Genomic DNA, 19,450 nt, shown 5'->3' with positions numbered 1-19,450 from the left:
GTCAGGCCGCCAGGCCCGTCTCGGCCGCGGCGTAGGTGACCCCGTGGTCCGCGAGGACCTCGCAGACCGTACCCGGCCGGGACAGCAGGGCCAGCAGCAGGTGCAGGGTGCCGATGTGGTCGTCGTGCCGGCCCAGGGCGATGCGCAGGGACTGCTCCAGCACCTTCTTCGCGTCCGCGGCGAAGGGGACGCGGTCGCCCGCTTCCGGGCGGCGGCGGAGCGATGGGAGGACGCGGCGCCGGCGCGGGGGCGGGGTCGCGAGGGCGCCCGCGCCGTGGGTCTCCTCGATGCGGGCGACGATCTCGCCGAGGTCGATGCCGAGCCCTGCGAGGGCCTGCTCGTCGGCCTTGGACATCCCGCCCCGCCGCCGGGACTCGGCGAGCCGGGCCCGTACGGACTCCCGGTCCACGCCGAGCGGGTCCAGGGCGCCGAGGCCCATCAGGGAGAGCAGCAGGTGCTCCTCGGTGACCGCTGCGGCGCCGGACCGCCGGGCCTCGTCCAGCGCGCCCTTCACGGTGGCGCGGGCGTCCCGGGTGAAGCGTTCGAACATCACAGCCTCCCGTACTTCTTGTGTACGGCCTGCCGGCTGACGCCCAGCTCGGCCGCGATCTCCTGCCAGGACCAGCCCTGCGCGCGGGCACTGCGCACCTGTACGGCCTCCAGCTGCTCCAGCAGCCTGCGGAGGGCGGCCACGGCGTGCAGGCCCACGCGGGGGTCTTGGTCTCCGGCCCGTTCTGCGAGGTCGGTGGCTTCCGTCATGCATGTCAATCTAGGTTGACAGGGGAGGGCTGTCAACCCAGATTGACAAACGGATGCCGTCGGGCGTGCTCAGGTGGTGAGGACGATCTTGCCGAAGAGGTCGCCCGCCTCCAGCTTCTCGAAGCCCTTGTGCGCCCGGTCCAGCGGCAGCACCTCGTCGATGACGGGCCGCACGCCGGTGGCGGCGCAGAAGGACAGCAGGTCCTCCAGCTCGTCCTTCGAGCCCATGGTGGAGCCGACCACCTTGAGCTCCAGGAAGAAGATCCGGGTCAGCTCGGCGTGCGCCGGCCGGTCGCCGCTGGTGGCGCCCGAGATGACCAGGGTCCCGCCCGGCCGCAGGGACTTGACCGAGTGCGACCAGGTGGCGGCCCCCACCGTCTCGATGACCGCGTCCACCCGCTGCGGCAGCCGGGCGCCGGGCTCGAACGCCTCCAGGGCGCCCAGCTCCACCGCCCGCTTGCGCTTGGCCTCGTCGCGACTGGTGGCGAAGACCCGCAGGCCGGCCGCGCGGCCCAGGACGATCGCGGCGGTGGCGACCCCTCCGCCCGCGCCCTGGACGAGGACGGAGTCGCCGGGGCGCACCCCGGCGTTGGTGAAGAGCATCCGGTAGGCCGTCAGCCAGGCCGTCGGCATGCAGGCGGCCTCCGCGAAGGAGAGCTCGGCGGGCTTGCGCAGCACGTTCCAGGCGGGCACGGTGACCTGCTCGGCGAAGGTCCCCTGGTACCGCTCGGTCAGGATCGAGCGCGGCTCGTCGGGGCCGACGCCGTGGCCGCTCTGGCCGATCACGGAGTGCAGGACGACCTCGTTGCCGTCCTGGTCGGTTCCGGCGGCGTCGCAGCCGAGGATCATCGGCAGTTTGTCCTGGTCCAGGCCGACTCCGCGCAGCGACCACAGGTCGTGGTGGTTGAGGGAGGCGGCGCGGACGTTCACGGTCACCCAGCCGGGACGGGCCTCGGGTGCCGGGCGGTCACCCAGCACAAGGCCGTTCAGCGGCTGGTCTCGGTCGATTCGGGCGGCATAGGCAGCGAACATGCGGCCAGAGGCTACCGGTCGGTAGACCCGTCTGGCCAGGGGTCGAAGCGTGTCGCCACGCCGGAGCGGAAGACGTGTCCCCTCCGTCAAGTTCCCTCCGTACCAGGCGGTTTGTCCGCTGGATAGGACTAAACGGAACGTCGGGAGGCGGTCTGGATCGAGGTAGGATTCAAGCCATGCGGCGCGCTCGTCATGAGCCTGTCATTCTCGTCGCCTTCTCACTTTGCGTCCCCGCGTTCTCTCGCGCGCCCGGCAAGGAAAAGACGGAACGACCCCTCCCGGTTCGGGGGCCGGGAGGGTGCGTTCTGCGAGGGAACGACGCGCACGCGAAGAGGCCCGGCCGGATCATCCCGGCCGGGCCTCTTCGCGTAGGGCTCAACGTGGCGTTCAGGCCAGGCGGGCCACTCCGTCGGCCTTCGCCGCCGCGGCGACCGCGGCCGTGACGGCCTCGGCGACGCGCTCGTCGAACGGCGAGGGGATCACGTAGTCGGCGGCGAGCTCGTCACCCACGACACCGGCGATGGCGTCCGCGGCGGCGATCTTCATGCCCTCGGTGATCCGGGTCGCGCGCACCTTCAGGGCGCCCGCGAAGATGCCGGGGAAGGCCAGCACGTTGTTGATCTGGTTCGGGAAGTCCGAACGGCCCGTGGCCACGACCGCCGCGTACTTGTGCGCGACGTCGGGGTGGACCTCCGGGTTCGGGTTGGCCATGGCGAAGACGAAGGAGTTCTTCGCCATCGTGGCCACGGCCTCCTCGCCGACCGTGCCGCCGGAGACGCCGATGAAGACGTCCGCGCCCGCGAGGGCCTCCTCCAGCGTGCCGTTCAGACCCGTCTTGTTGGTCAGGCCCGCGATCTCCGCCTTGACGTCCGTCAGGTCGGAGCGGTCCGCCGAGACGACGCCCTTGCGGTCGGCGACGCAGACGTCGCCGATGCCCGCGTCCACGAGGATCTTGGCGATGGCGATGCCCGCCGCGCCGGCGCCCGCGATCACGGCGCGCAGGTCGCCGAGGGTGCGACCGGTGAGCTTCGCCGCGTTGCGCAGGGCGGCCAGCGTCACGATCGCCGTGCCGTGCTGGTCGTCGTGGAAGATCGGGATGTCCAGCGCCTCCTGGAGGCGGCGCTCGATCTCGAAGCAGCGGGGCGCGGAGATGTCCTCCAGGTTGACCCCGCCGAAGGACGGCGCGAGGCGGATGACCGTCTCGATGATCTCGTCCGTGTCCTTGGTGGCGAGCGCGATCGGAACCGCGTCCACTCCACCGAACTGCTTGAACAGAATCGCCTTGCCCTCCATCACGGGGAGGGAGGCCTCGGGACCGATGTCACCGAGTCCGAGCACGGCCGTACCGTCGGTGACGACGGCGACCACGTTCGACTTCCAGGTGTACTCGTTCACGAGCTCGGGCTGTTCGGCGATGGCGGTGCACACCTTCGCCACGCCGGGGGTGTACGCCAGGGACAGGTCGTCCTTGTCGTTCACCGGCACCGTGGCCTGGATGGCCATCTTGCCGCCCCGGTGCAGCGCGAACACCGCATCGGGGTTGTTGTCCGTCGCACTGTCACTGCGAGGGTTGACGATCTCCGCTGCCACTTCGTGTGACCCCTTAAGTCCTTTGAATCGTTGAGGGTGGCCACTCCTGGTTAAGGGGTGGGCGGGCACCGCGTCCGTACTCCGCGTCGGCGGTTGGCCCGCCTCCGCGAAGGGGAGGTTCGTACGCGCGGGCGCGCCGCACGCGCGCCCTGAGCCCCGGATGAGGGGTGTAAGGATCTGTTCTACCCGAAGAACGTGTGCCCAGACGAGTCGATTCCCGCTCAACTGTAGGTCGCTTGTCCTGTTTTTGGCTAAAAGTCCAAACCTCTCTGTCCAATGGGTGAGACGCTCCGCAAATAGTGAGGGCAAAAGGGCTGGTCACGGCGATTTGTGCGGCTCCGAGGGGCCTTGCCCGCAGTCCTGTTGGGTAGTCGGGCGCGCCCGTTATCTGATTTTGACCTGATGGGCAGCCTGAATGCGTCAGTCCGAATGGCAAGATGCCGTAATCACACAAGGTCGCGACACTCGATGGTGCGTGTGCGACCTCTTCCGGATGCTTTTCCACCCCTGTCGGAGGAACCAGCTCATGACCGCAAGCACCACCCGTCGTACGACCGCCGCCCGGTCCCGGATCGCCGCGGTCGGCGCGATCGCGGTCGCCGGCGCCCTGATTCTCACCGGCTGTGGCGACCAGACGGACAAGGGCTCCTCGACCGCCTCGGGCAAGGCCGACAACAGCGCCCCGCTGTTCTCGAAGCTCCCGAAGAAGATCCAGGACGCCGGTGTCATCAAGGTCGGCTCCGACACGGCCTACGCGCCGATGGAGTTCGTCGACGGCGGCAAGATCGTCGGTGTCGACCCCGACATCGCCGACGCGCTCGGCAAGCAGCTCGGTGTGAAGTTCCAGTTCACCTCCGGCACCTTCGACGGTCTGATCACCTCCCTGGAGACCGGCCGCCAGGACGTGGCGATCTCCTCGATCACCGACAACAAGAAGCGCCAGGAAGGCCTGGACGACAAGGGTCAGAAGATCGGTAAGGGTGTCGACTTCGTCGACTACTTCTCCTCCGGCGTCTCGCTGATCCTCAAGAAGGGCAACCCGGACAACATCAAGTCCCTCGACGACCTGTGCGGCAAGACGGTCGCCGTCCAGCGCGGCACGATCTACGAGGACACCTTCAAGGCGCAGGCCGAGAAGTGCGGTGACAAGAAGCTCACCATCGAGGCCTTCGACACCGACGCCGAGGCGCAGACCCGCGTGAAGGCCGGCGGCGCCGTGGCCGACCTGAACGACTACCCGGTCGCCGCGTACATCGCGAAGACCTCGGGCGGCGGCAACGACTTCGAGGTCGGCGGCCAGCAGTCCGACGTCGGCCTCTTCGGCATCGCGGTCTCCAAGGACAACACCCAGCTGCGCGACGCGCTCAAGGAAGCCCTCGACGCCACCATCAAGGACGGCTCCTACGCCAAGGCCCTGGAGAAGTGGAACGTCCAGGGCAGTGCCGTGCAGTCCGCCACGATCAACGCGGGCAAGTAAGTCCGAGCGCTCCACTGAAGGGCAGTCATTGTGACTGACAAGATCGACAAGGGTCCGGCCGAAACACCGCCGGCCGGGCCCGGCGCCTCGGGCACCACCCCCTACGAGGCCATCAAGGCAATCCCCGTACGGCACTACGGCCGCTGGATCAGCGCTGTGGTCGTCGCCGTACTCCTCGGGTGGCTCGTCTACGCCTTCTCCCAGGGCAAGATCATCTGGGCGACGGTCGGCGACAAGCTGTTCGACCCCGCCGTGATCGCGGGCATGGGCAACACCATCATCATCAGCATCTCGTCCATGGCGCTGGGCCTCGTGCTCGGCATCCTGTTCGCGGTGATGCGCCTGTCGAAGAACCCGGTCACGAGCTTCGTGTCCTGGCTCTACATCTGGTTCTTCCGCGGCACCCCGGTCTACGTGCAGCTCCTGGTGTGGTTCAGCCTCCCGCTGATCTTCCAGTACATCAACCTGGGGCCGATCTACAAGAACGAGACCGTCGACGTCATGACGCCGTTCATGGTCGCCCTGCTGGGCCTCGGCCTGAACGAGGGCGCCTACATGGCGGAGATCGTCCGTGCGGGCATCCAGTCCGTCGACGAGGGCCAGAGCGAGGCCTCGCACGCACTCGGCATGACCCAGACGCAGACCATGCGCCGGATCGTGCTCCCGCAGGCGATGCGCGTGATCATCCCGCCGACCGGCAACGAGTTCATCAACATGCTGAAGACCTCCTCCCTGGTCTCGGCGGTGCAGTACACCGAACTCCTGCGGGCCAGCTCCAACATCGGCAGCACCGCCGGCGCGGTCATGGAGATGTTCTTCGTCGCGTCCATCTGGTACCTGGCGCTGACCAGCGTGTTCAGCGTCGGCCAGTACTACCTGGAGCGCCGTTACGCCCGCGGCTCGCTGCGCAGCCTGCCCCCCACCCCGTTCGAGCGGCTCAAGGCCAATCTGAACATGTTCCGCCGTACGGAGGTGGCGAAGTGACCGCCCAGCCGATGGTCAAGGCCGAAGGCGTCCACAAGTCGTACGGCGCCGCACACATCCTGCGGGGCATCGACCTGGAGGTCGCCCCCCGTGAGGTCTTCTGCCTGGTCGGTCCGTCCGGCTCCGGCAAGTCCACCTTCCTGCGGTGCATCAACCACCTGGAGCGCATCAACGCCGGCCGGCTCTCGGTCGACGGCCAGCTGGTCGGGTACAAGCAGAAGGGCGACAAGCTCTACGAGCTGAAGGACAGCGAGGTCGCGGCCCAGCGCCGGGACATCGGCATGGTCTTCCAGCGCTTCAACCTCTTCCCGCACATGACGGCCATCGAGAACGTCATGGAAGCCCCGGTCATGGTCAAGGGCGAGTCCAAGGCGGTGGCCCGCGAGCGGGCGATCAAGCTCCTGGACCGCGTCGGCCTCGGCGACAAGGGCGGGAACTACCCGACCCAGCTCTCCGGCGGTCAGCAGCAGCGCGTGGCGATCGCCCGCGCGCTGGCCATGGAGCCGAAGCTGATGCTCTTCGACGAGCCCACCTCGGCGCTCGACCCGGAGCTGGTCGGCGACGTCCTCGACGTCATGCGGGACCTGGCCGAATCGGGTATGACCATGATCGTGGTGACCCACGAGATGGGCTTCGCCCGCGAGGTCGGCGACAACCTCGTCTTCATGGACGGCGGCGTCGTGGTCGAGTCCGGCCACCCGCGCGAGGTCCTGGGCAACCCGCAGCACGACCGGACGAAGGCGTTCCTGTCCAAGGTGCTGTAACCGCGACACGCGTGAGGGGCGGTACGGATTCCCGTACCGCCCCTTCGTCGTTCCCGGCGCCGGTCCGAAGTCCCTACCTCAGACCTAGGACCAGTGCGTCCGAGGGGGAGCGCCAGACCGTGCGGGCCTCGGCGAAGCCGGCCGCGCGCAGGGTCCGGGCGTGCCAGGCCTCGTCCGGGGTGTCGCCGTCCGCGTGCTCCCCGTAGATCTCGAACCGGGCCGCCGTGGCCTCGGCCAGGGCCGGGTCGGCCGCGGCCAGGGCCCACCATTCGCGCCAGTCCGGGACGCCCAGGGCGCGGGCCCGGTCCATGCCGGCGTGCCGGTGGGCGTGCTCGGCGGCGTCGATGCGCGGGGTGGCGGGGTCGGGCATGTGGTCGGCGTTCATGAACACCCCGCCCGGGCGGACCAGCGGGGCGATCCGCCCGTACAGGACGGCCAGGTCGGCGCTGGGCAGCCAGTGCAGCGCGGTCGCGGTCAGGACCGCGTCGTAGGACTCGTACGGGAGGGCCGCGGGCCAGTCCGGGTCTTTGAGGTCGGCGGTGACGAAGGTGACCCGGTCGTCACCCGCGAAGTGGCCCCGGGCGATCGTCAGCAGCGCGGGGTCGAGATCGAGCCCCGTACTGGAGGCTTCCGGGAACCGCTTGAAGAGCCTGTCCGTGATACTTCCCGTACCGCACGCGAGATCCAGTACCCGGGGGGCGGGGCCGACCAGGGCTTCCACCATGTCCAGCATGACCCGGAACCGTTCCTCGCGGTCGGGCATGTACCACTCCTGCTGGCGGTCCCAGCTGTCCTGCCAGGCCTGCCAGTCCGTGCCGAACGAGCCGGTCGCCGTATCCGTCATCGAGAACCCCTCCGTACGTAATACCCTCGAACCAGTACCAGCCGTTACCGCGGCCGTTGCTGACACTAATCCGCATCCGTAAGGACTACAAGTGGAACTGGCCCATTACTCGGACTATGCCGTGCGCCTGGTCAACACCGAGGAGCCGGCCCGCAACAAGGACGCGCTCACCTCGGTGGACGACGTCCGCGCCCTCTTCGGGGCCAGCGTGCAGATGGCCCGCCGGGTCACCGACACCGACGTCACGCGCTTCCGCAACGTGCGCGGCCGGCTGCGCGCCGTCTTCGAGGCAGCCGACGGCGGCGACCACGTCCTCGCCGTCGACCTGCTGAACTCCCTGCTCATGGAGTTCCCCGTCAGCCCCCAGGTCTCCGGCCACGAGCTGGTCGGCCCGGACGGCCGCCCCGACTGGCACATCCACCTCGCCGAGCACCCCTCCAACGCCTCCGCCGGCTACGCCGCCATGGCGGCGATGGGCCTGGCCTTCGCCCTCACCGAGCACGGCCCCGGCCGCCTGGGCCTGTGCCAGGCGCCGCCCTGCCGCAACGCCTACCTCGACACCTCCACCAACCGCTCCCGGCGCTACTGCTCCGACCGCTGCGCCACCCGCGCCAACGTCGCCGCCTACCGCGCCCGCAAGCGGCTGGAGGCCGAGGAGTCCGCACGCATCGGCCGCACCGCCGAGGCCGCCCAGGACAGCCACGCCCTCAGCGAGCGCTGACCGTCCGGGCGCGGCCGCAGCCGCAGCCGGGCCACCGCCAGCACCAGCTCCTCGGGGACCGCGCCGTAGTCGGTGCTGTCCCCGGTCTCGTTGAACGGGTTGTCGCCGAGCATCCACCAGCCGCCCGGCCGGCGCTCGGCCGCCCGCTTCACCACCAGCAGGTCCTGCTGCAGCGGATGGCGGAAGACCACCACGTCACCCGGACGGACCAGCGCCTCGTACCGGACCACCAGCCGGTCCCCGTCCGCCAGGGTCGGGGCCATGGACGGGCCCGTCACCTCGGTGATGCCGATGCGCCCCCGTGTGCGCCTGTTCTCCGTCATGTCCGGCCTCCTCGTCCTCCCCGCATGCTGCCGTACGGTCCCGTACGTTCGCTCACCACTCCTCGACCGCCCCTGGACTTTTGTCCTAAGCCCATGGGGGCGCCCGCGATTTCCGGTTTCTCAGCGAGTAATCTCCACCTTTGAGAAGACGATCACGAGGAGGACCCACTCCATGCTTTCCCGCTTCTTCGCCCCCAAGGTGAAGGTCTCCGCCCACTGCGACCTGCCCTGCGGCGTGTACGACCCGGCCCAGGCCCGTATCGAGGCCGAGTCCGTCAAGGCCGTCCAGGAGAAGTACCAGGCCAACGAGGACGCGGACTTCCGCGCGCGTGCCATCACCATCAAGGAGCAGCGCGCCGAGCTCGCGAAGCACCACGTGTCGGTGCTCTGGAGCGACTACTTCAAGCCCCCGCACTTCGAGAAGTACCCGCAGCTGCACACCCTGGTCAACGACACCCTGAAGGCCCTCTCGGCCGCCAAGGCGTCGAACGACCCGGCGACCGGTGCCAAGGCCCTGGAGCTCATCGCCGAGATCGACCGCATCTTCTGGGAGACCAAGGCCGCCTGATCCAGGCCCAGCCCGTCCCCGGTACGACCGAGGGGCCCGACCGCACGCGGTCGGGCCCCTCGGTCGTACCGGCGGCGGCGCTGCGCGGACCGTTCCAGGTCCGCGCCCGTCCCGCGCCTCCTCCCGTGCCTACTCCTCGTCCTCGTCCTCGTCGTCCAGGCGGGCCAGCCAGGTCGCCAGGCGTTCCACCGGGACCTCGAAGTCCGGGTTCAGGTCGACGAAGGTGCGCAGCTGCTCGGCCAGCCACTCGAAGGTGACCTCCTCCTCGCCGCGCCGCTTCTCCAGCTCCTCGATGCCGCGATCGGTGAAGTACAAGTCGCGCTCCGTGCGTGTGGTGATGGGGGTGTTTCCCGCCAGGATAAGCCGGGTCCCGGCGACACCTCCCGCTCGTCCCGGCAGCGGCGCTAGCGTGGACGTCCCGGTGGGGCGAGCGGGGGACGGGGGTCACGGGATGCCTGATGGGCGCACGGCCGGCCCCGCACGCGCCTTCGAGCTCCTGGAGCCCTTGGTCCGGGCCGCCACGGTACGCGTCCACGCGCCCCCGGGCGGGTATGAGAACCCCGGCAACGACTGGACCGGACCCACGTGGGGGAGCGGCTTCTTCATCGCCCCCGGCTGGGTCCTGACGTGTGCGCACGTGGTCGGCGAAGGGGGTGCTGCGGTGCGTCTGGCGGGGCGTGAGGTCGGCATCAGCTTCTCCTCCGGACCGGGTCCGGGAACGGGGTCCGGCGCCCCGGGTCCGCGGGCCGACGCGGGCATCGGGACGGTCACCGGGCGCGTGGAGTGCGTCCTGCCCGAACGGCTGGAGGAACGGCGGCCCGGCCGGCGCGCCCTGTGGGACCTGCCCGACCTGGCGCTCGTCCGGGTGCTCTCGCCGATCTCCCACGCCTGCGTGTGGCTGACCGACCGGGCCGGACCCCGGCTGGAGGAGGCCGCGTACTTCGGCTGCACCGAGGAACTCGGCATCCGCGAGATCACCGGCCGCACCACCCGGCTGCGGGGCACCGCCGCGGGCGGCGCCGCGATCCGCCTCGGCGACGAGGACGAGATCGAGGCCGGCATGTCCGGCGGGCCCGTGGTCGACCTGGCGCGCGGAGAGGTCATCGGCGTGGTCAAGGCCCGGCGGCACGGCGGCGGGGGCGGGCTCGCCGTGTCCGTGGACCGGCTGCGCACCCTGCCGATGGCCGCGACCGGACAGACCGGCCTGTACCGCAGGGTCATGCAGGCCCACGACCTCTACCACTACGACCGCCACGTCAGCGACCTCGACAGCCGCCGGACCTGGACCGACGTGCACGACGAGCTCGCCGCCGCGGACGCGGACCCGTACGGCGGGCGCGGCCGGCTCACCCCCGGCGAACGCACCACCCTGTGCGGGCTGCTCGCCGAACTGCCGCCGCCCGGCTCCTCGGAGGCCGTACGCGAGCTGGCCGAACGGGCCCGCGGCGAGGAGCCCGACACCGCCCTGCCGGCCCCGCTCACATGGCGCGACGGGCTCGGGCTGCTCCACGACCCGCCGGGCGCGGGCGGGGAGGCCGCCGCGATGCTCCGGTACGCCACCGACGTGAGCGCGGCCGACCACCGCGAACCCCCGGCGCCGGGGGCCGACGAGGAACTGTGGGACTGGGTCCGCGCCACGGCGGAACGGCTGTGGCGCCCGCTGCGGCGCGAACTCGCCGAGCGGCACGAGCGCGGCCTCGCCGAGCGGGAGCGGCGCCGGCGCGCCGCCGTGGGCCGGGCGGCGCACGGACCGGTCCGGCGGGACCGGGGACTGCCCGCCGGACCCTCGGTGCTGCTGGAGGTGTGGGCGCACGGCTGGGAGGACGTCTACGACTGGCGGGTCTCGGTGCTCGCCGGACCGGCCCGCCCCGGCCGGGTCACCCCGGTCGACGCGGGCGTGCGGGAGACCCTCGCCGGGCTGCCGGAGGCACTGCGGGCCCCGCTCGCCGAGGGCTTCCGCCGGTGCGACACGCACGAGTCGGCCGCGCTCCTCGAAGTGGCGGCGGCGCCCGACCTGTTCGGGCTCGCCGCGGACACCTGGACGGTGTCCGGCGGGGTGCCGGTCGGCGTGCAGCGGCCGGTGGTGTTCCGCCTCCCCCCGGGACAGGCCGGGGAGGCGGCCGGCCCGCGCTGGGCCCGCGTGCAGACCGGCCCGCTCCTGGACCAGCGGGCCGACTGCGTACGGGGGCGACCCCGCAGCCCCTCGCCGGAATGGCCGGCGGGGCTGGCCGACAACACCGTGCCGGTGCTCTGCCGGGCACCGGGCGCCGAACCGGCCCTGGGCGCGCTGCACGTGCTGCGGGACGCGGGCTACGGGGTGGTGGTGCTCCGGCGGCCCCCGGCCGACCCCGGGGCGTCCTGCGCGCCCTACCACCGGGGCGTCCGGGAGGAACTGGCCGAGGCGGGCCGGGGCGCGGTGCTGCCGCTGCGCGTCCAGGCGCTGCGCGGGCGGGCGTACGGGGCGGATCCCGACGCCTACTGGGCGGCCGGGCTGGCCCTCGTATGGGAGGACCCGGCGCGGGCCCTGCCCGAGGACGAGCCGTTGCAGGGGGATCTGTGAGCCGGCGGGCCTCCGGCCGGCGGGAGGGGCGCCGGCGGAGCGGGAGCCGGTGCGGGCGAGTCGCGTTGCGTGGGAGGGGACGGCCGTGAACGACGAATGGCTCATCTACCGGGGCGTGGGCGAACCCCACGACGGGATCGGGGCGCTGCCCGATCCGCCGCCGTGGCGGGACTTCGACGGCGGCCCCGTCGAACCGCCCGGCGGGGCGGCCGCCACCGCCGACGACAACGTGGCGCGCCGCCTCGGCGCCCACCGGCAGGCCGCCGAACTGCACCGGCCCGAGCCGGAGGAACTGGAGGCCGTCAACGCGGCGCTCTACCTGCGCAGGCCGCTGCTGGTCACCGGCTACCCCGGCACCGGGAAGTCCACCCTCGCGCACGCCGTCGCCCACGAGCTGGGGCTAGGCCGGGTGCTGCGCTGGCCCGTGGTGTCGCGGACCGTGCTCCAGGAGGGGCTGTACCGCTACGACGCGCTGGCCCGGCTCCAGGACGTGCAGATCGCCGCCGGCGCGGGCGGCGGCGGGGCGGGGGCCGGGGCCGGGGGGATCGGGAAGTACATCCGGCTGGGGCCGCTGGGGACGGCGCTGCTGCCCACCGAGCGGCCGCGCGTCCTGCTGATCGACGAGCTCGACAAGAGCGACATCGACCTGCCGAACGACCTCCTGAACGTACTGGAGGAAGGCGAGTTCACCCTTCCGGAACTGGAACGGGTCGCCGACTCCGAGCCGGAGGTGCGGGTGCTCACCGACGACGGGGCGAGGGTGACCGTCCGGGACGGGCGGGTGCGCTGCCGGGCCTTCCCGTTCATCATCCTGACCAGCAACGGCGAACGGGACTTCCCGGCGGCGCTGCTGCGCCGGTGCATCCAGCTCAAGCTGGGGCAGCCCGGGGAGAAGCGGCTGGCCACCATGGTCCGGGCGCACCTGGGGGAGGACGCAGCCCGGCTGGGCGCCGACCTTATCCGGGAGTTCCTCAGCCGCTCGCGCTCCGAGCTCGTCGCCGCCGACCAGCTGCTCAACGCCATCTACCTGACGCACTACGCCGCCCCGCCCACCCGGGAGGACCTCGCGGACCTGCTCATCCAGCGCCTCGACCGTCCGAGGTGAGGGCCCGTGGCCGCCTCCGCTGACCAGGGGCCCGTGGAGCCCGTGGAGTCCTTGGAGCCCTTGGAGCCCGACATCCGCGCCCTGGCCGGGCTGCTGCGGGCCGCCGGGCTCGATCCGTCCGCCGGGGAACTGGCCGACGCCCTCTGGCTGGCCGGGCGGACCCGCACCCGTGCCCGGCCCGTCCCCGCCGGGCCGGATCCGGTCCGGGCGGATCCGGACCGGCAGGGCCGGGAGGACCCGGGGGAGCCGCCGCCCGCGCCACCGCGCCGGGAAGAACCGGAGACCGAGGATCCGGTCAGGCTCTACGCCGCCGGGCCGCGGCACGGCGCCGAGGGCGATCCGGATGCCGAGATCCCGCTCGGGGGCGGGGTACCGGTCCGGGTGCCCGGCGCCGCCGCGCTGCCCCGCATCCTCGACGTCCAGCGGGCCCTGCGCGCCCTCCAGCGCCACCGGCCCCCCGGCCTGCCCGTCCGTACGGTCCTCGACGAGGCCGCCACCGCCGAGGCCAGCGCCCGCGCCCCGGGCCTGGTCATCCCGGTGCTCCGGCCGGAGACCCGGCGCGAGGCGACCGTCAGGCTGGTGATGGACGCCTCCCCCTCCATGGCGGTCTGGCAGGAGATGTTCGAGGAACTCCGGTCGGTCTGCGAGCGGCTGGGTGCCTTCCGGGACGTCCAGGCGCACTACCTGCACCGGCTCGCGGACGGTACGGCCGCCGTCGGACGCGGCCCCTCGCCCGCCGCCGCCCTGCGCTCGGGCGACCAGCTGCGCGACCCCACCGGGCGGGCACTGACCATGGTCGTCTCCGACTGCACCGGCCCGGTGTGGCGGGAGGGCGAGGCCCAGCGGCTGCTCCACCGCTGGGCCGAGTGCACGCCCTGCGTGATCGTGCAGCCCCTGCCGCAGCGGCTGTGGAACCGCAGCTGGCTGCCGACCGAGCGCGGGGTGCTGGAGCACGCCGAGGGCGGTGGCGGAGCCGTCGGCGGCGGGCTGAAGCTGAGGTTCCGCCCGGACCGGCCGCCGCGGCCCGGACGGCCCACGGGCGGGCTCACCGTACCCGTGCTGCCGCCGCACGCCGCCGCCCTCGGCGCCTGGGCCCGGCTCGTCGCCGGACTCGGCACGGGCCCGGTGCCCGCCGAGGTCGGCCGGGTCCTCGCCCGGCACCCCGCCGCCCCCGTCCCGCTGCCCCGCACCGCCCGGCCGCCCCGCGAGCTGGTGAGCCGCTTCCGCGCCTCCGCCGCGCCCGGCGCCGTACAGCTCGCCGTGTACCTGGCGGCGGCGCCGTTGACGCTGCCCGTGATGCGTCTGGTCCAGCGCACGATGCTGCCGGACTCGGAACCCTCCGACCTGGCCGAGGTGCTGCTGGGCGGGCTGCTGCGGCGCAGCGGCGAACCCCCGGGGAACTGGTACGAGTTCGTCCCCGGAGTACAGGACGTGCTGCTGGGGCCGCTGGGACGCGACGAGGCCGCCCTGGTGCTCAAGCACTGCTCCGAGTACGTACGGGCGCACTTCGGCCGCGGGGTGCGCGACTTCCCCGCGCTCGCCGTCTCCCAGCTCACCGGCGTCCCGCCGGACGGCCCCGCGGACGACCCCGGCCGGGTGCCCGCCGGGCGGCTCCCGCAGGCCTTCGCGCACGTCTCGGCCAAGGTCGTACGCCGCTACCTGCCCGGTCCCCCCGAAGACGACCCGGACGCCCCCCCGCCCGAGCCCGCCCCACCCGCCCCCGCCGGCCGGGCCCCCGGGCTCCGGGCCGCCCGGGACCGCCTCGCGGACGGCGACGCCCGGGCCCTGTACGAGGCCGCCGCCCTGCTGCGGCGGGCCGTGGCGGCCCCGGCCGGGCCACAGGACCCGCCGGAGGAGGCGGAGACCGAGCTGGCGGGGGCACTGCTGCGGCTGTGGGCCGTCCAGCGGGACCCCGAGCTCCTCGACGAGGCCGAGCGGGCGGTGACCGGGCTGGGCTCGCCGCCCGCCCGGGCGGCCCGGGGCCGGGTGCTGTACGAGCGGGCCCTGGTGGCCGGGCCCGACCCGGAGCTGCTGGCCGCCGCGGACCGGGAGTTCGCGGCGGCGGGCGCCGCCGCCGGCCCCGACCTGCGCCGGGACTGCGCCGTGCGGCGGGCGCAGACCCTGATCCGGCTGGGCGCGCTGCGCGAGGACCCGGGCCCGCTGTACGAGGCCCGGTCCGTGCTGGAGGCCCTGACCGGCCCGGACGCCGCCCCCGCCACGGGCCCGCAACCCGCCCTGGCCCTCGGGCGCGTCCTGCTGGCCCTGCTGCCCCGCACCCCGGACCCCGCGGAGCGCGCCGCCCTGGCCGAGCAGGCCGCCGCACACCTGTCACGGGGCCTCACCGCGCTGGTCGCCGAGCAGGACGCCGCCACGGCCGCAGCCACCGCAACCGCCACCGCAACCGCCTCCGCTCCGGACAACGGCACCGGGGAAGGGCCCCCGGCCGAGACTCCCGCCGCGCGCACCGCCCACGTCCGGGTGGAGCTGGCCGAGGCCCTGCGGTACCTGCCCGCCCGGCTGGAGGAGGCGGCCGGGCAGCTGGCCCGCGCCCTGGGCGAGGCCGCCGCCGAGCCCGACGCGCGGCTCGCCGCCCTGCTGTGCCTGGCCCGGGTGCACCGGGCCCGGTACGCCCGTGACGCGGATCCGGCGGCCCTGGACGGGGCCTCGGAGGCGTACGGGCGCGCCCGCGGGCTGATCTCCCGGGACGGGGAGGCCTTCGCGGAGCTGCTGCCCGAGTGGGGCGACGTACTCCTGGAGCGGACGCGCGCCGCGGACGGGCGCCGCTTCGCCTCCACCGCCGTACGGGTGCTGCGCGAGAGCCGCTCGGCGGTGCCCCAGTCCGACCCGGGAGCCGCCCACCGGCTGCGGCGGCTGGCCACCGGCCTGCGGCTGCGGCACGCCTACGAGGGGGACCTGGTCGACCTCCGGGAAGCGGAGTACCTGCTGGAACTCGCCGTCCGGCAGGGCCACCGCCCCCTGGAACGGGCGCGCGCCTGGCGCGACCACGGCGACGTCCAGCAGGAGATCCACGCCCACACCCGCACCGTCGACCGCCTCGACCGGGCCGCGGACTCCTACCGCCGGGCCTGGCGCGCCGCACTGGAGGCCGGCCAGGACGAACGGCAGGACACCGCGCTCCGGCTGGCGGCCCGCGTCCAGGAGCAGCGCGGCGAGGTACTGGAACGCCTCGCCCGCCCGCGGGCCGCACTCGACGCCTACCGGGCCGCCCTGGAACTGCGCCGGCGCCTCGACCCCTCGCGGGCCGAGGCGCCCGAAGCGGAAACGGTGGAGTGCGAGGCGGCGGCGGCCGGAGCAGCGGGGGCCGCACCGGCGGGGGCGCCGCGGTCCGCCGAGGCGCTCACGGCACGGATCCGCGCCCTGGAGGAGGGCCTGTGAACCGTTTCCCCCCGCCGGGCGGCGGGAAGAGGCAGTGGACCGGAAGAGCGGGACGACAGGGGGACGGACAGCCGATGGTGACCGGACGTCAGGAAGCGGCAGCACCGGCCCGCCCGTGTCCCGGGCGGCTCCCGGACCTCTCCGGGCTCGACCTGGCCGCGCTGCGCGGGATCGACCATCCCGTGCTCGCCGAGGTCATCGAGAGCATGGTCGAACGGGTCACCCACCCCGCCGAGATCCTCAACGCCTTCGACTCCGGAGTCGCCTGACCGCGCGTCACGCCGATGCGGGTTGACCACTTTCCGCCGTTAGCCGGGCCCGTCCGAGGGGCAGGGATGGACCGTCCTGGGGGTCCCCCCGGCATTGGCTGGGGGAGGGAGGTGCAGGCGGATGAGCCAAGCGATCACGAGCGGTCCCGTGCTGCCCGCGCACCGGGCCCTCGACCGGCACGTGCGCCACGCCCCCTGGCCGTACGCCCGCCTCGACGTGCCGGCCCTGCGCGCCGCCGGCCACCGTCCGCAGCCGATCCGGCAGTTCGTCCTCAAGACCCACAGCCGCTGCAACCTCGCGTGCACCTACTGCTACGTCTACGAGATGGCCGACCAGAGCTGGCGCACCCGCCCCGCCGTCATGACCCGGGCCACCGCCCTGCGCGCCGCCGAACGGATCGCCGAGCACGCCGCCGCCCACGACCTGCCCCGCGTCGACCTCGTCCTGCACGGCGGAGAGCCCCTCCTGGCGGCGCCCGCCGCCCTCGCCGCTCCCGTCGACGCGGTACGGGCGGCCGTGGCCCGGCACGCGCCCCGCACCCGCGTCACCGCGAGCGTGCAGACCAACGGCACCCTCCTGACCCGGGGCCGGATCACCGCCCTGGCCGCCGCCGGGATCCGGGTCGGCGTCAGCCTCGACGGAGGACTGCCCGCGCACAACACCCGCCGCGTGGACCACGGGGGGCGGCCCGGCTTCGGCGCCGCCGCGCGCGGGCTCCGGCTGCTCGCACGGCACCCCGAGGGCTATGCCGGGGTGCTGTGCGTGGTGGACCTGGCGCAGGACCCGGTGGAGACGTACGAGTCCCTGCTCGACTTCGCGCCGCCCGCCATCGGCCTGCTGCTGCCGCTGGCCAACTGGAGCACCCCGCCACCGGGCCGTCCCGGGCCCGGGACCCCGTACGGCGACTGGCTGCTGGCCGTCTTCGACCGCTGGTGGCACGACGGGGTGCGGCGGACCCGGATCCGGATCTTCGAGGAGGTCATCGCGCTGCTGCTGGGCCTGCCCACCGCCACCGAGACGCTCGGCCTGGCCCCGGCCGCCACCGCCGTCGTCGAGACCGACGGCGCCATCGAGCAGGCCGACTCGCTGAAGTCCGCGTACGAAGGGGCCGCCGCCACCGGTATGACCGTCGACACCCACAGCTTCGACCAGCTGCTCGACCACCCCGGCTTCGCCGCCCGCCAGTTGGGCCGGGAGGCCCTCGCACCCGGCTGCCGCTCCTGCGAACTCGTCGAGGTGTGCGGAGGCGGCCACTACCCGCACCGCTACCGTGCGGGGGAGGGCTTCCGCCAGCCGTCCGTGTACTGCGCCGACCTCCAGGCCGTCATCCGGCACATCGCCGGGGCCCTGCACCTGGCCGCGACGACGGGACGGGCCGCCTCATGACCCACCACACGGAAGCGGCCGAAGCCGAAGCAGAAGCCGAAGCAGAAGCCGAAGCCGAAGCAGAAGCCGAAGCCGAAGCCGGAACCGATACCGACGCCCGTTCCCGGGCCAGAACGGCTTCCCGGACCCCTCCGAACGGCACCCTCCCCGAGGACCGGGCCCCGACCCCGGACCGGACTACGACCCCGAAGCAGGCCCAGGATCCGCCCGGCCGGGAGCCGCCCCGCGGGCTGGTGCCCGTACAGGCGGGGGTCCACGGCCGGGATCGGGGCCGGACCCAGGGCGGCCTCGGGGGTCAGGACCGGGACCGGGCCCGGGGGGAGCGCCGGGACCAGGACGTGGCCCCGGGGGCCGGCGGAGGCGGCGCGGAGCCGGCCGGCGAGCTCGCGCGCTTCACCGTCAGCTCCCACACGCTGCGCGCCCTGGCCTCCACCGAGCCCTCGGCCGAGGGCACCCGCCTGGTGCGCGACGTGCGCCGCTCCAAGCGGCTCCTGCTGCTGCGCGCCGTCCTCGACGCCGCGCCCGGCGCGGAGGCCGCCGAGCGCTGGGCGCTCCTGGAGGAGGCCGAACGGCAGGACCCCGAGGCCGTGCGCGACGTCCTGCACTACCCCGCCACCGGCGTCTGGGCCGAGGAGACCCTGCGCCGCCTGCACGCGCCCCAGGGACCCCCGCCCGACCTCGCCCACCTCGGTGCGCTCGCCGTCGCCGCCGCGCTGCGCGCCGGGATCGGCTTCAAGGCCACCCTGCGGCCCGTCGGCGGCCGGCTCGCACTGCCCACGCTCGGGCTGCTGCGCCCCGACCGGCCCGGCCCGCTCGCCCTCACCGAACGCTCCTGGGACTCCTGCGCCACCCTCCCGCTGCACGCCCTGCCCGGCGGCCGGACCGCCCTCGACGACCTCGACCCCTACCGCGCCCCGGCCGCCGCGCACCCGGCACCCGTACGCCCTGCCCGGCGGCTCACCCCCAAGGGCCACAAGCGCTGGGACACCCAGTGGTCCGGCGCCCTCACCCTGCTGGAGCGCTACGACTCCACCCGCGCGGACGAGATCGGCCGACTGCTGCGCTCCGTGGTCCCCCTCGCGGGCGGCGCCCGTTCCAGCGGTGCCACCCTGCCCGCGGCCGCCGGGTCCGTCCTGGCCCGCGCCCAGGCCCCGCCCGCGCTGGCGGCGACCCTGGTCCACGAGGTGCAGCACGGCAAGCTGGCCGCCCTCGCCGACGTCCTCACCCTGCACACCGCCGACCGCACGCCCCGGCTCTGGGCCCCCTGGCGCAGCGACCCGAGGCCGCTGGAGGGGCTGCTGCACGGGGCGTACGCCCACCTGGCGCTGGCCGGGTACTGGCAGCGGGCCGCGCTGTACGGGGCCCGGGGCGCCTGGGCCCAGCACGCCCGGGTGCGCGCACAGGTCGCCGCCGTCCTCCCCGTACTGCGGGCGCAGCCGCAACTGACGGTCACCGGACGGGAGTTCGTGGACGGGATGGCGGCCGCCGAGCGGACCATGGACGAACTGCCGCCCCCCGGGGACCAGCACGCGACCGCCCGGCGCGCGCTGGAGCGGGAGCGACGCGGCTGGTGCGAGGCCCACCCCGAACTCGCGGCATTCGTACAGGTCTGAGGGCCCCGGGCTGCGGTACCTTTCAAGCCCGCACAGCCCCCGCAAAACCCCCGCACCG

General features: G+C 73.8%; 18 protein-coding genes. 11 read left to right on the top strand and 7 right to left on the bottom strand.

The features are described from left to right. Nucleotide 1: 1 nt before the first annotated feature. The 4 genes from ACZ5D2_RS05955 to ACZ5D2_RS05940 all read right to left on the bottom strand — a co-directional run bounded on the left by ACZ5D2_RS05955 (nt 2) and on the right by ACZ5D2_RS05940 (nt 3,381). The gene (locus ACZ5D2_RS05955) at nt 2-550 is read right to left on the bottom strand and encodes a Clp protease N-terminal domain-containing protein (protein ID WP_371676706.1); all 549 of its coding nucleotides are present in this window, start codon (nt 548-550) and stop codon (nt 2-4) included. Beyond that, entirely contained in the window at nt 550-759 is a 210-nt protein-coding gene (locus tag ACZ5D2_RS05950; RefSeq protein ID WP_030225748.1) for a helix-turn-helix domain-containing protein, read from the bottom strand. Before ACZ5D2_RS05950 ends, ACZ5D2_RS05955 begins: the two co-directional genes overlap by 1 nt. 69 nt (nt 760-828) lie before the next feature. Next, complete coding sequence (locus tag ACZ5D2_RS05945) at nt 829-1,791, bottom strand: zinc-binding dehydrogenase (protein ID WP_468927457.1); 963 nt, start codon at nt 1,789-1,791, stop codon at nt 829-831. A gap of 387 nt (nt 1,792-2,178) precedes the next feature. Then, entirely contained in the window at nt 2,179-3,381 is a 1,203-nt protein-coding gene (locus tag ACZ5D2_RS05940; protein ID WP_030225738.1) for an NAD(P)-dependent malic enzyme, read from the bottom strand. Between the two features lie 526 nt (nt 3,382-3,907). Here ACZ5D2_RS05940 and ACZ5D2_RS05935 point away from each other — a divergent pair. The 3 genes from ACZ5D2_RS05935 to ACZ5D2_RS05925 are packed head-to-tail and all read left to right on the top strand — an operon-like array spanning nt 3,908 to nt 6,606. Further along, nucleotides 3,908-4,858 (top strand): ABC transporter substrate-binding protein, encoded by a 951-nt coding sequence (locus ACZ5D2_RS05935; protein ID WP_371676705.1) that lies wholly within the window; start codon nt 3,908-3,910, stop codon nt 4,856-4,858. Nucleotides 4,859-4,888: 30 nt separating this feature from the next. Continuing rightward, nucleotides 4,889-5,842 carry an amino acid ABC transporter permease gene (locus tag ACZ5D2_RS05930; RefSeq protein WP_371676704.1) on the top strand — a complete coding sequence of 318 codons (954 nt, stop codon included), beginning with the start codon at nt 4,889-4,891 and terminating at the stop codon, nt 5,840-5,842. Between the two features lie 11 nt (nt 5,843-5,853). After that, nucleotides 5,854-6,606, top strand: a complete 753-nt coding sequence (locus tag ACZ5D2_RS05925; protein ID WP_030225732.1) for an amino acid ABC transporter ATP-binding protein — start codon at nt 5,854-5,856, stop codon at nt 6,604-6,606. A 73-nt stretch (nt 6,607-6,679) separates the two neighbouring features. On the opposite strand, the gene ACZ5D2_RS05920 is transcribed toward ACZ5D2_RS05925, so the two are convergent. Further along, nucleotides 6,680-7,450, bottom strand: a complete 771-nt coding sequence (locus ACZ5D2_RS05920) for a methyltransferase domain-containing protein (RefSeq protein WP_371676703.1) — start codon at nt 7,448-7,450, stop codon at nt 6,680-6,682. Nucleotides 7,451-7,541: 91 nt separating this feature from the next. Between ACZ5D2_RS05920 and ACZ5D2_RS05915 the strand changes: the two genes are divergently transcribed. Continuing rightward, on the top strand, nt 7,542-8,171 hold the full coding sequence (locus ACZ5D2_RS05915) for a CGNR zinc finger domain-containing protein (protein WP_371676702.1): 630 nt from the start codon (nt 7,542-7,544) through the stop codon (nt 8,169-8,171). Here the strand turns inward: ACZ5D2_RS05915 and sodX are convergent. Further along, a complete protein-coding gene (gene sodX / locus ACZ5D2_RS05910) occupies nt 8,075-8,494 on the bottom strand; it encodes a nickel-type superoxide dismutase maturation protease (RefSeq protein WP_280916342.1) in 420 nt (139 codons plus the stop codon). The genes ACZ5D2_RS05915 and sodX overlap by 97 nt on opposite strands. Before the next feature lie 172 nt (nt 8,495-8,666). Between sodX and sodN the strand changes: the two genes are divergently transcribed. Then, a complete protein-coding gene (sodN, locus tag ACZ5D2_RS05905) occupies nt 8,667-9,062 on the top strand; it encodes a superoxide dismutase, Ni (protein WP_007266490.1) in 396 nt (131 codons plus the stop codon). A 129-nt stretch (nt 9,063-9,191) separates the two neighbouring features. Here sodN and ACZ5D2_RS05900 read toward each other — a convergent pair whose 3' ends face one another. Continuing rightward, entirely contained in the window at nt 9,192-9,377 is a 186-nt protein-coding gene (locus tag ACZ5D2_RS05900) for a DUF6104 family protein (protein ID WP_030190019.1), read from the bottom strand. A gap of 136 nt (nt 9,378-9,513) precedes the next feature. Between ACZ5D2_RS05900 and ACZ5D2_RS05895 the strand changes: the two genes are divergently transcribed. The 6 genes from ACZ5D2_RS05895 (at nt 9,514) to ACZ5D2_RS05870 (ending at nt 19,392) form a co-directional block, all read left to right on the top strand. Next, the gene (locus ACZ5D2_RS05895; protein WP_371676701.1) at nt 9,514-11,622 is read left to right on the top strand and encodes a VMAP-C domain-containing protein; all 2,109 of its coding nucleotides are present in this window, start codon (nt 9,514-9,516) and stop codon (nt 11,620-11,622) included. A gap of 85 nt (nt 11,623-11,707) precedes the next feature. After that, the gene (locus ACZ5D2_RS05890; RefSeq protein ID WP_468927448.1) at nt 11,708-12,727 is read left to right on the top strand and encodes an AAA family ATPase; all 1,020 of its coding nucleotides are present in this window, start codon (nt 11,708-11,710) and stop codon (nt 12,725-12,727) included. A 6-nt stretch (nt 12,728-12,733) separates the two neighbouring features. After that, nucleotides 12,734-16,123: an SAV_2336 N-terminal domain-related protein gene (locus ACZ5D2_RS05885; protein ID WP_468927445.1), complete on the top strand. Its 3,390-nt coding sequence runs from the start codon at nt 12,734-12,736 to the stop codon at nt 16,121-16,123. A 74-nt stretch (nt 16,124-16,197) separates the two neighbouring features. Next, on the top strand, nt 16,198-16,392 hold the full coding sequence (gene fxsA / locus ACZ5D2_RS05880) for an FxSxx-COOH cyclophane-containing RiPP peptide (RefSeq protein WP_371676698.1): 195 nt from the start codon (nt 16,198-16,200) through the stop codon (nt 16,390-16,392). A 121-nt stretch (nt 16,393-16,513) separates the two neighbouring features. Further along, entirely contained in the window at nt 16,514-17,779 is a 1,266-nt protein-coding gene (locus ACZ5D2_RS05875; RefSeq protein WP_371676697.1) for an FxsB family cyclophane-forming radical SAM/SPASM peptide maturase, read from the top strand. Further along, nucleotides 17,776-19,392 carry an aKG-HExxH-type peptide beta-hydroxylase gene (locus ACZ5D2_RS05870; RefSeq protein WP_468927440.1) on the top strand — a complete coding sequence of 539 codons (1,617 nt, stop codon included), beginning with the start codon at nt 17,776-17,778 and terminating at the stop codon, nt 19,390-19,392. The genes ACZ5D2_RS05875 and ACZ5D2_RS05870 overlap by 4 nt, the downstream gene beginning before the upstream one ends. The last annotated feature ends 58 nt before the right edge of the window (nt 19,393-19,450 follow it).

This window comes from Streptomyces sp. NPDC031479, from assembly GCF_055581065.1.
The sequence above is the reverse complement of the archived record's forward strand: the minus strand, read 5'-3'. Positions and strand labels throughout refer to the sequence as shown.

Bases quoted from the DNA above. Each gene is read 5' to 3' on its own strand.
- fxsA (WP_371676698.1), top strand. From the start codon at position 16,198: ATGGTGACCGGACGTCAGGAAGCGGCAGCACCGGCCCGCCCGTGTCCC.
- ACZ5D2_RS05920 (WP_371676703.1), bottom strand. From the start codon at position 7,450: ATGACGGATACGGCGACCGGCTCGTTCGGCACGGACTGGCAGGCCTGG.
- ACZ5D2_RS05875 (WP_371676697.1), top strand. From the start codon at position 16,514: ATGAGCCAAGCGATCACGAGCGGTCCCGTGCTGCCCGCGCACCGGGCC.
- sodN (WP_007266490.1), top strand. From the start codon at position 8,667: ATGCTTTCCCGCTTCTTCGCCCCCAAGGTGAAGGTCTCCGCCCACTGC.
- ACZ5D2_RS05955 (WP_371676706.1), bottom strand. From the start codon at position 550: ATGTTCGAACGCTTCACCCGGGACGCCCGCGCCACCGTGAAGGGCGCG.
- ACZ5D2_RS05870 (WP_468927440.1), top strand. From the start codon at position 17,776: ATGACCCACCACACGGAAGCGGCCGAAGCCGAAGCAGAAGCCGAAGCA.
- ACZ5D2_RS05950 (WP_030225748.1), bottom strand. From the start codon at position 759: ATGACGGAAGCCACCGACCTCGCAGAACGGGCCGGAGACCAAGACCCC.
- ACZ5D2_RS05945 (WP_468927457.1), bottom strand. From the start codon at position 1,791: ATGTTCGCTGCCTATGCCGCCCGAATCGACCGAGACCAGCCGCTGAAC.
- sodX (WP_280916342.1), bottom strand. From the start codon at position 8,494: ATGACGGAGAACAGGCGCACACGGGGGCGCATCGGCATCACCGAGGTG.
- ACZ5D2_RS05925 (WP_030225732.1), top strand. From the start codon at position 5,854: ATGGTCAAGGCCGAAGGCGTCCACAAGTCGTACGGCGCCGCACACATC.
- ACZ5D2_RS05935 (WP_371676705.1), top strand. From the start codon at position 3,908: ATGACCGCAAGCACCACCCGTCGTACGACCGCCGCCCGGTCCCGGATC.
- ACZ5D2_RS05895 (WP_371676701.1), top strand. From the start codon at position 9,514: ATGCCTGATGGGCGCACGGCCGGCCCCGCACGCGCCTTCGAGCTCCTG.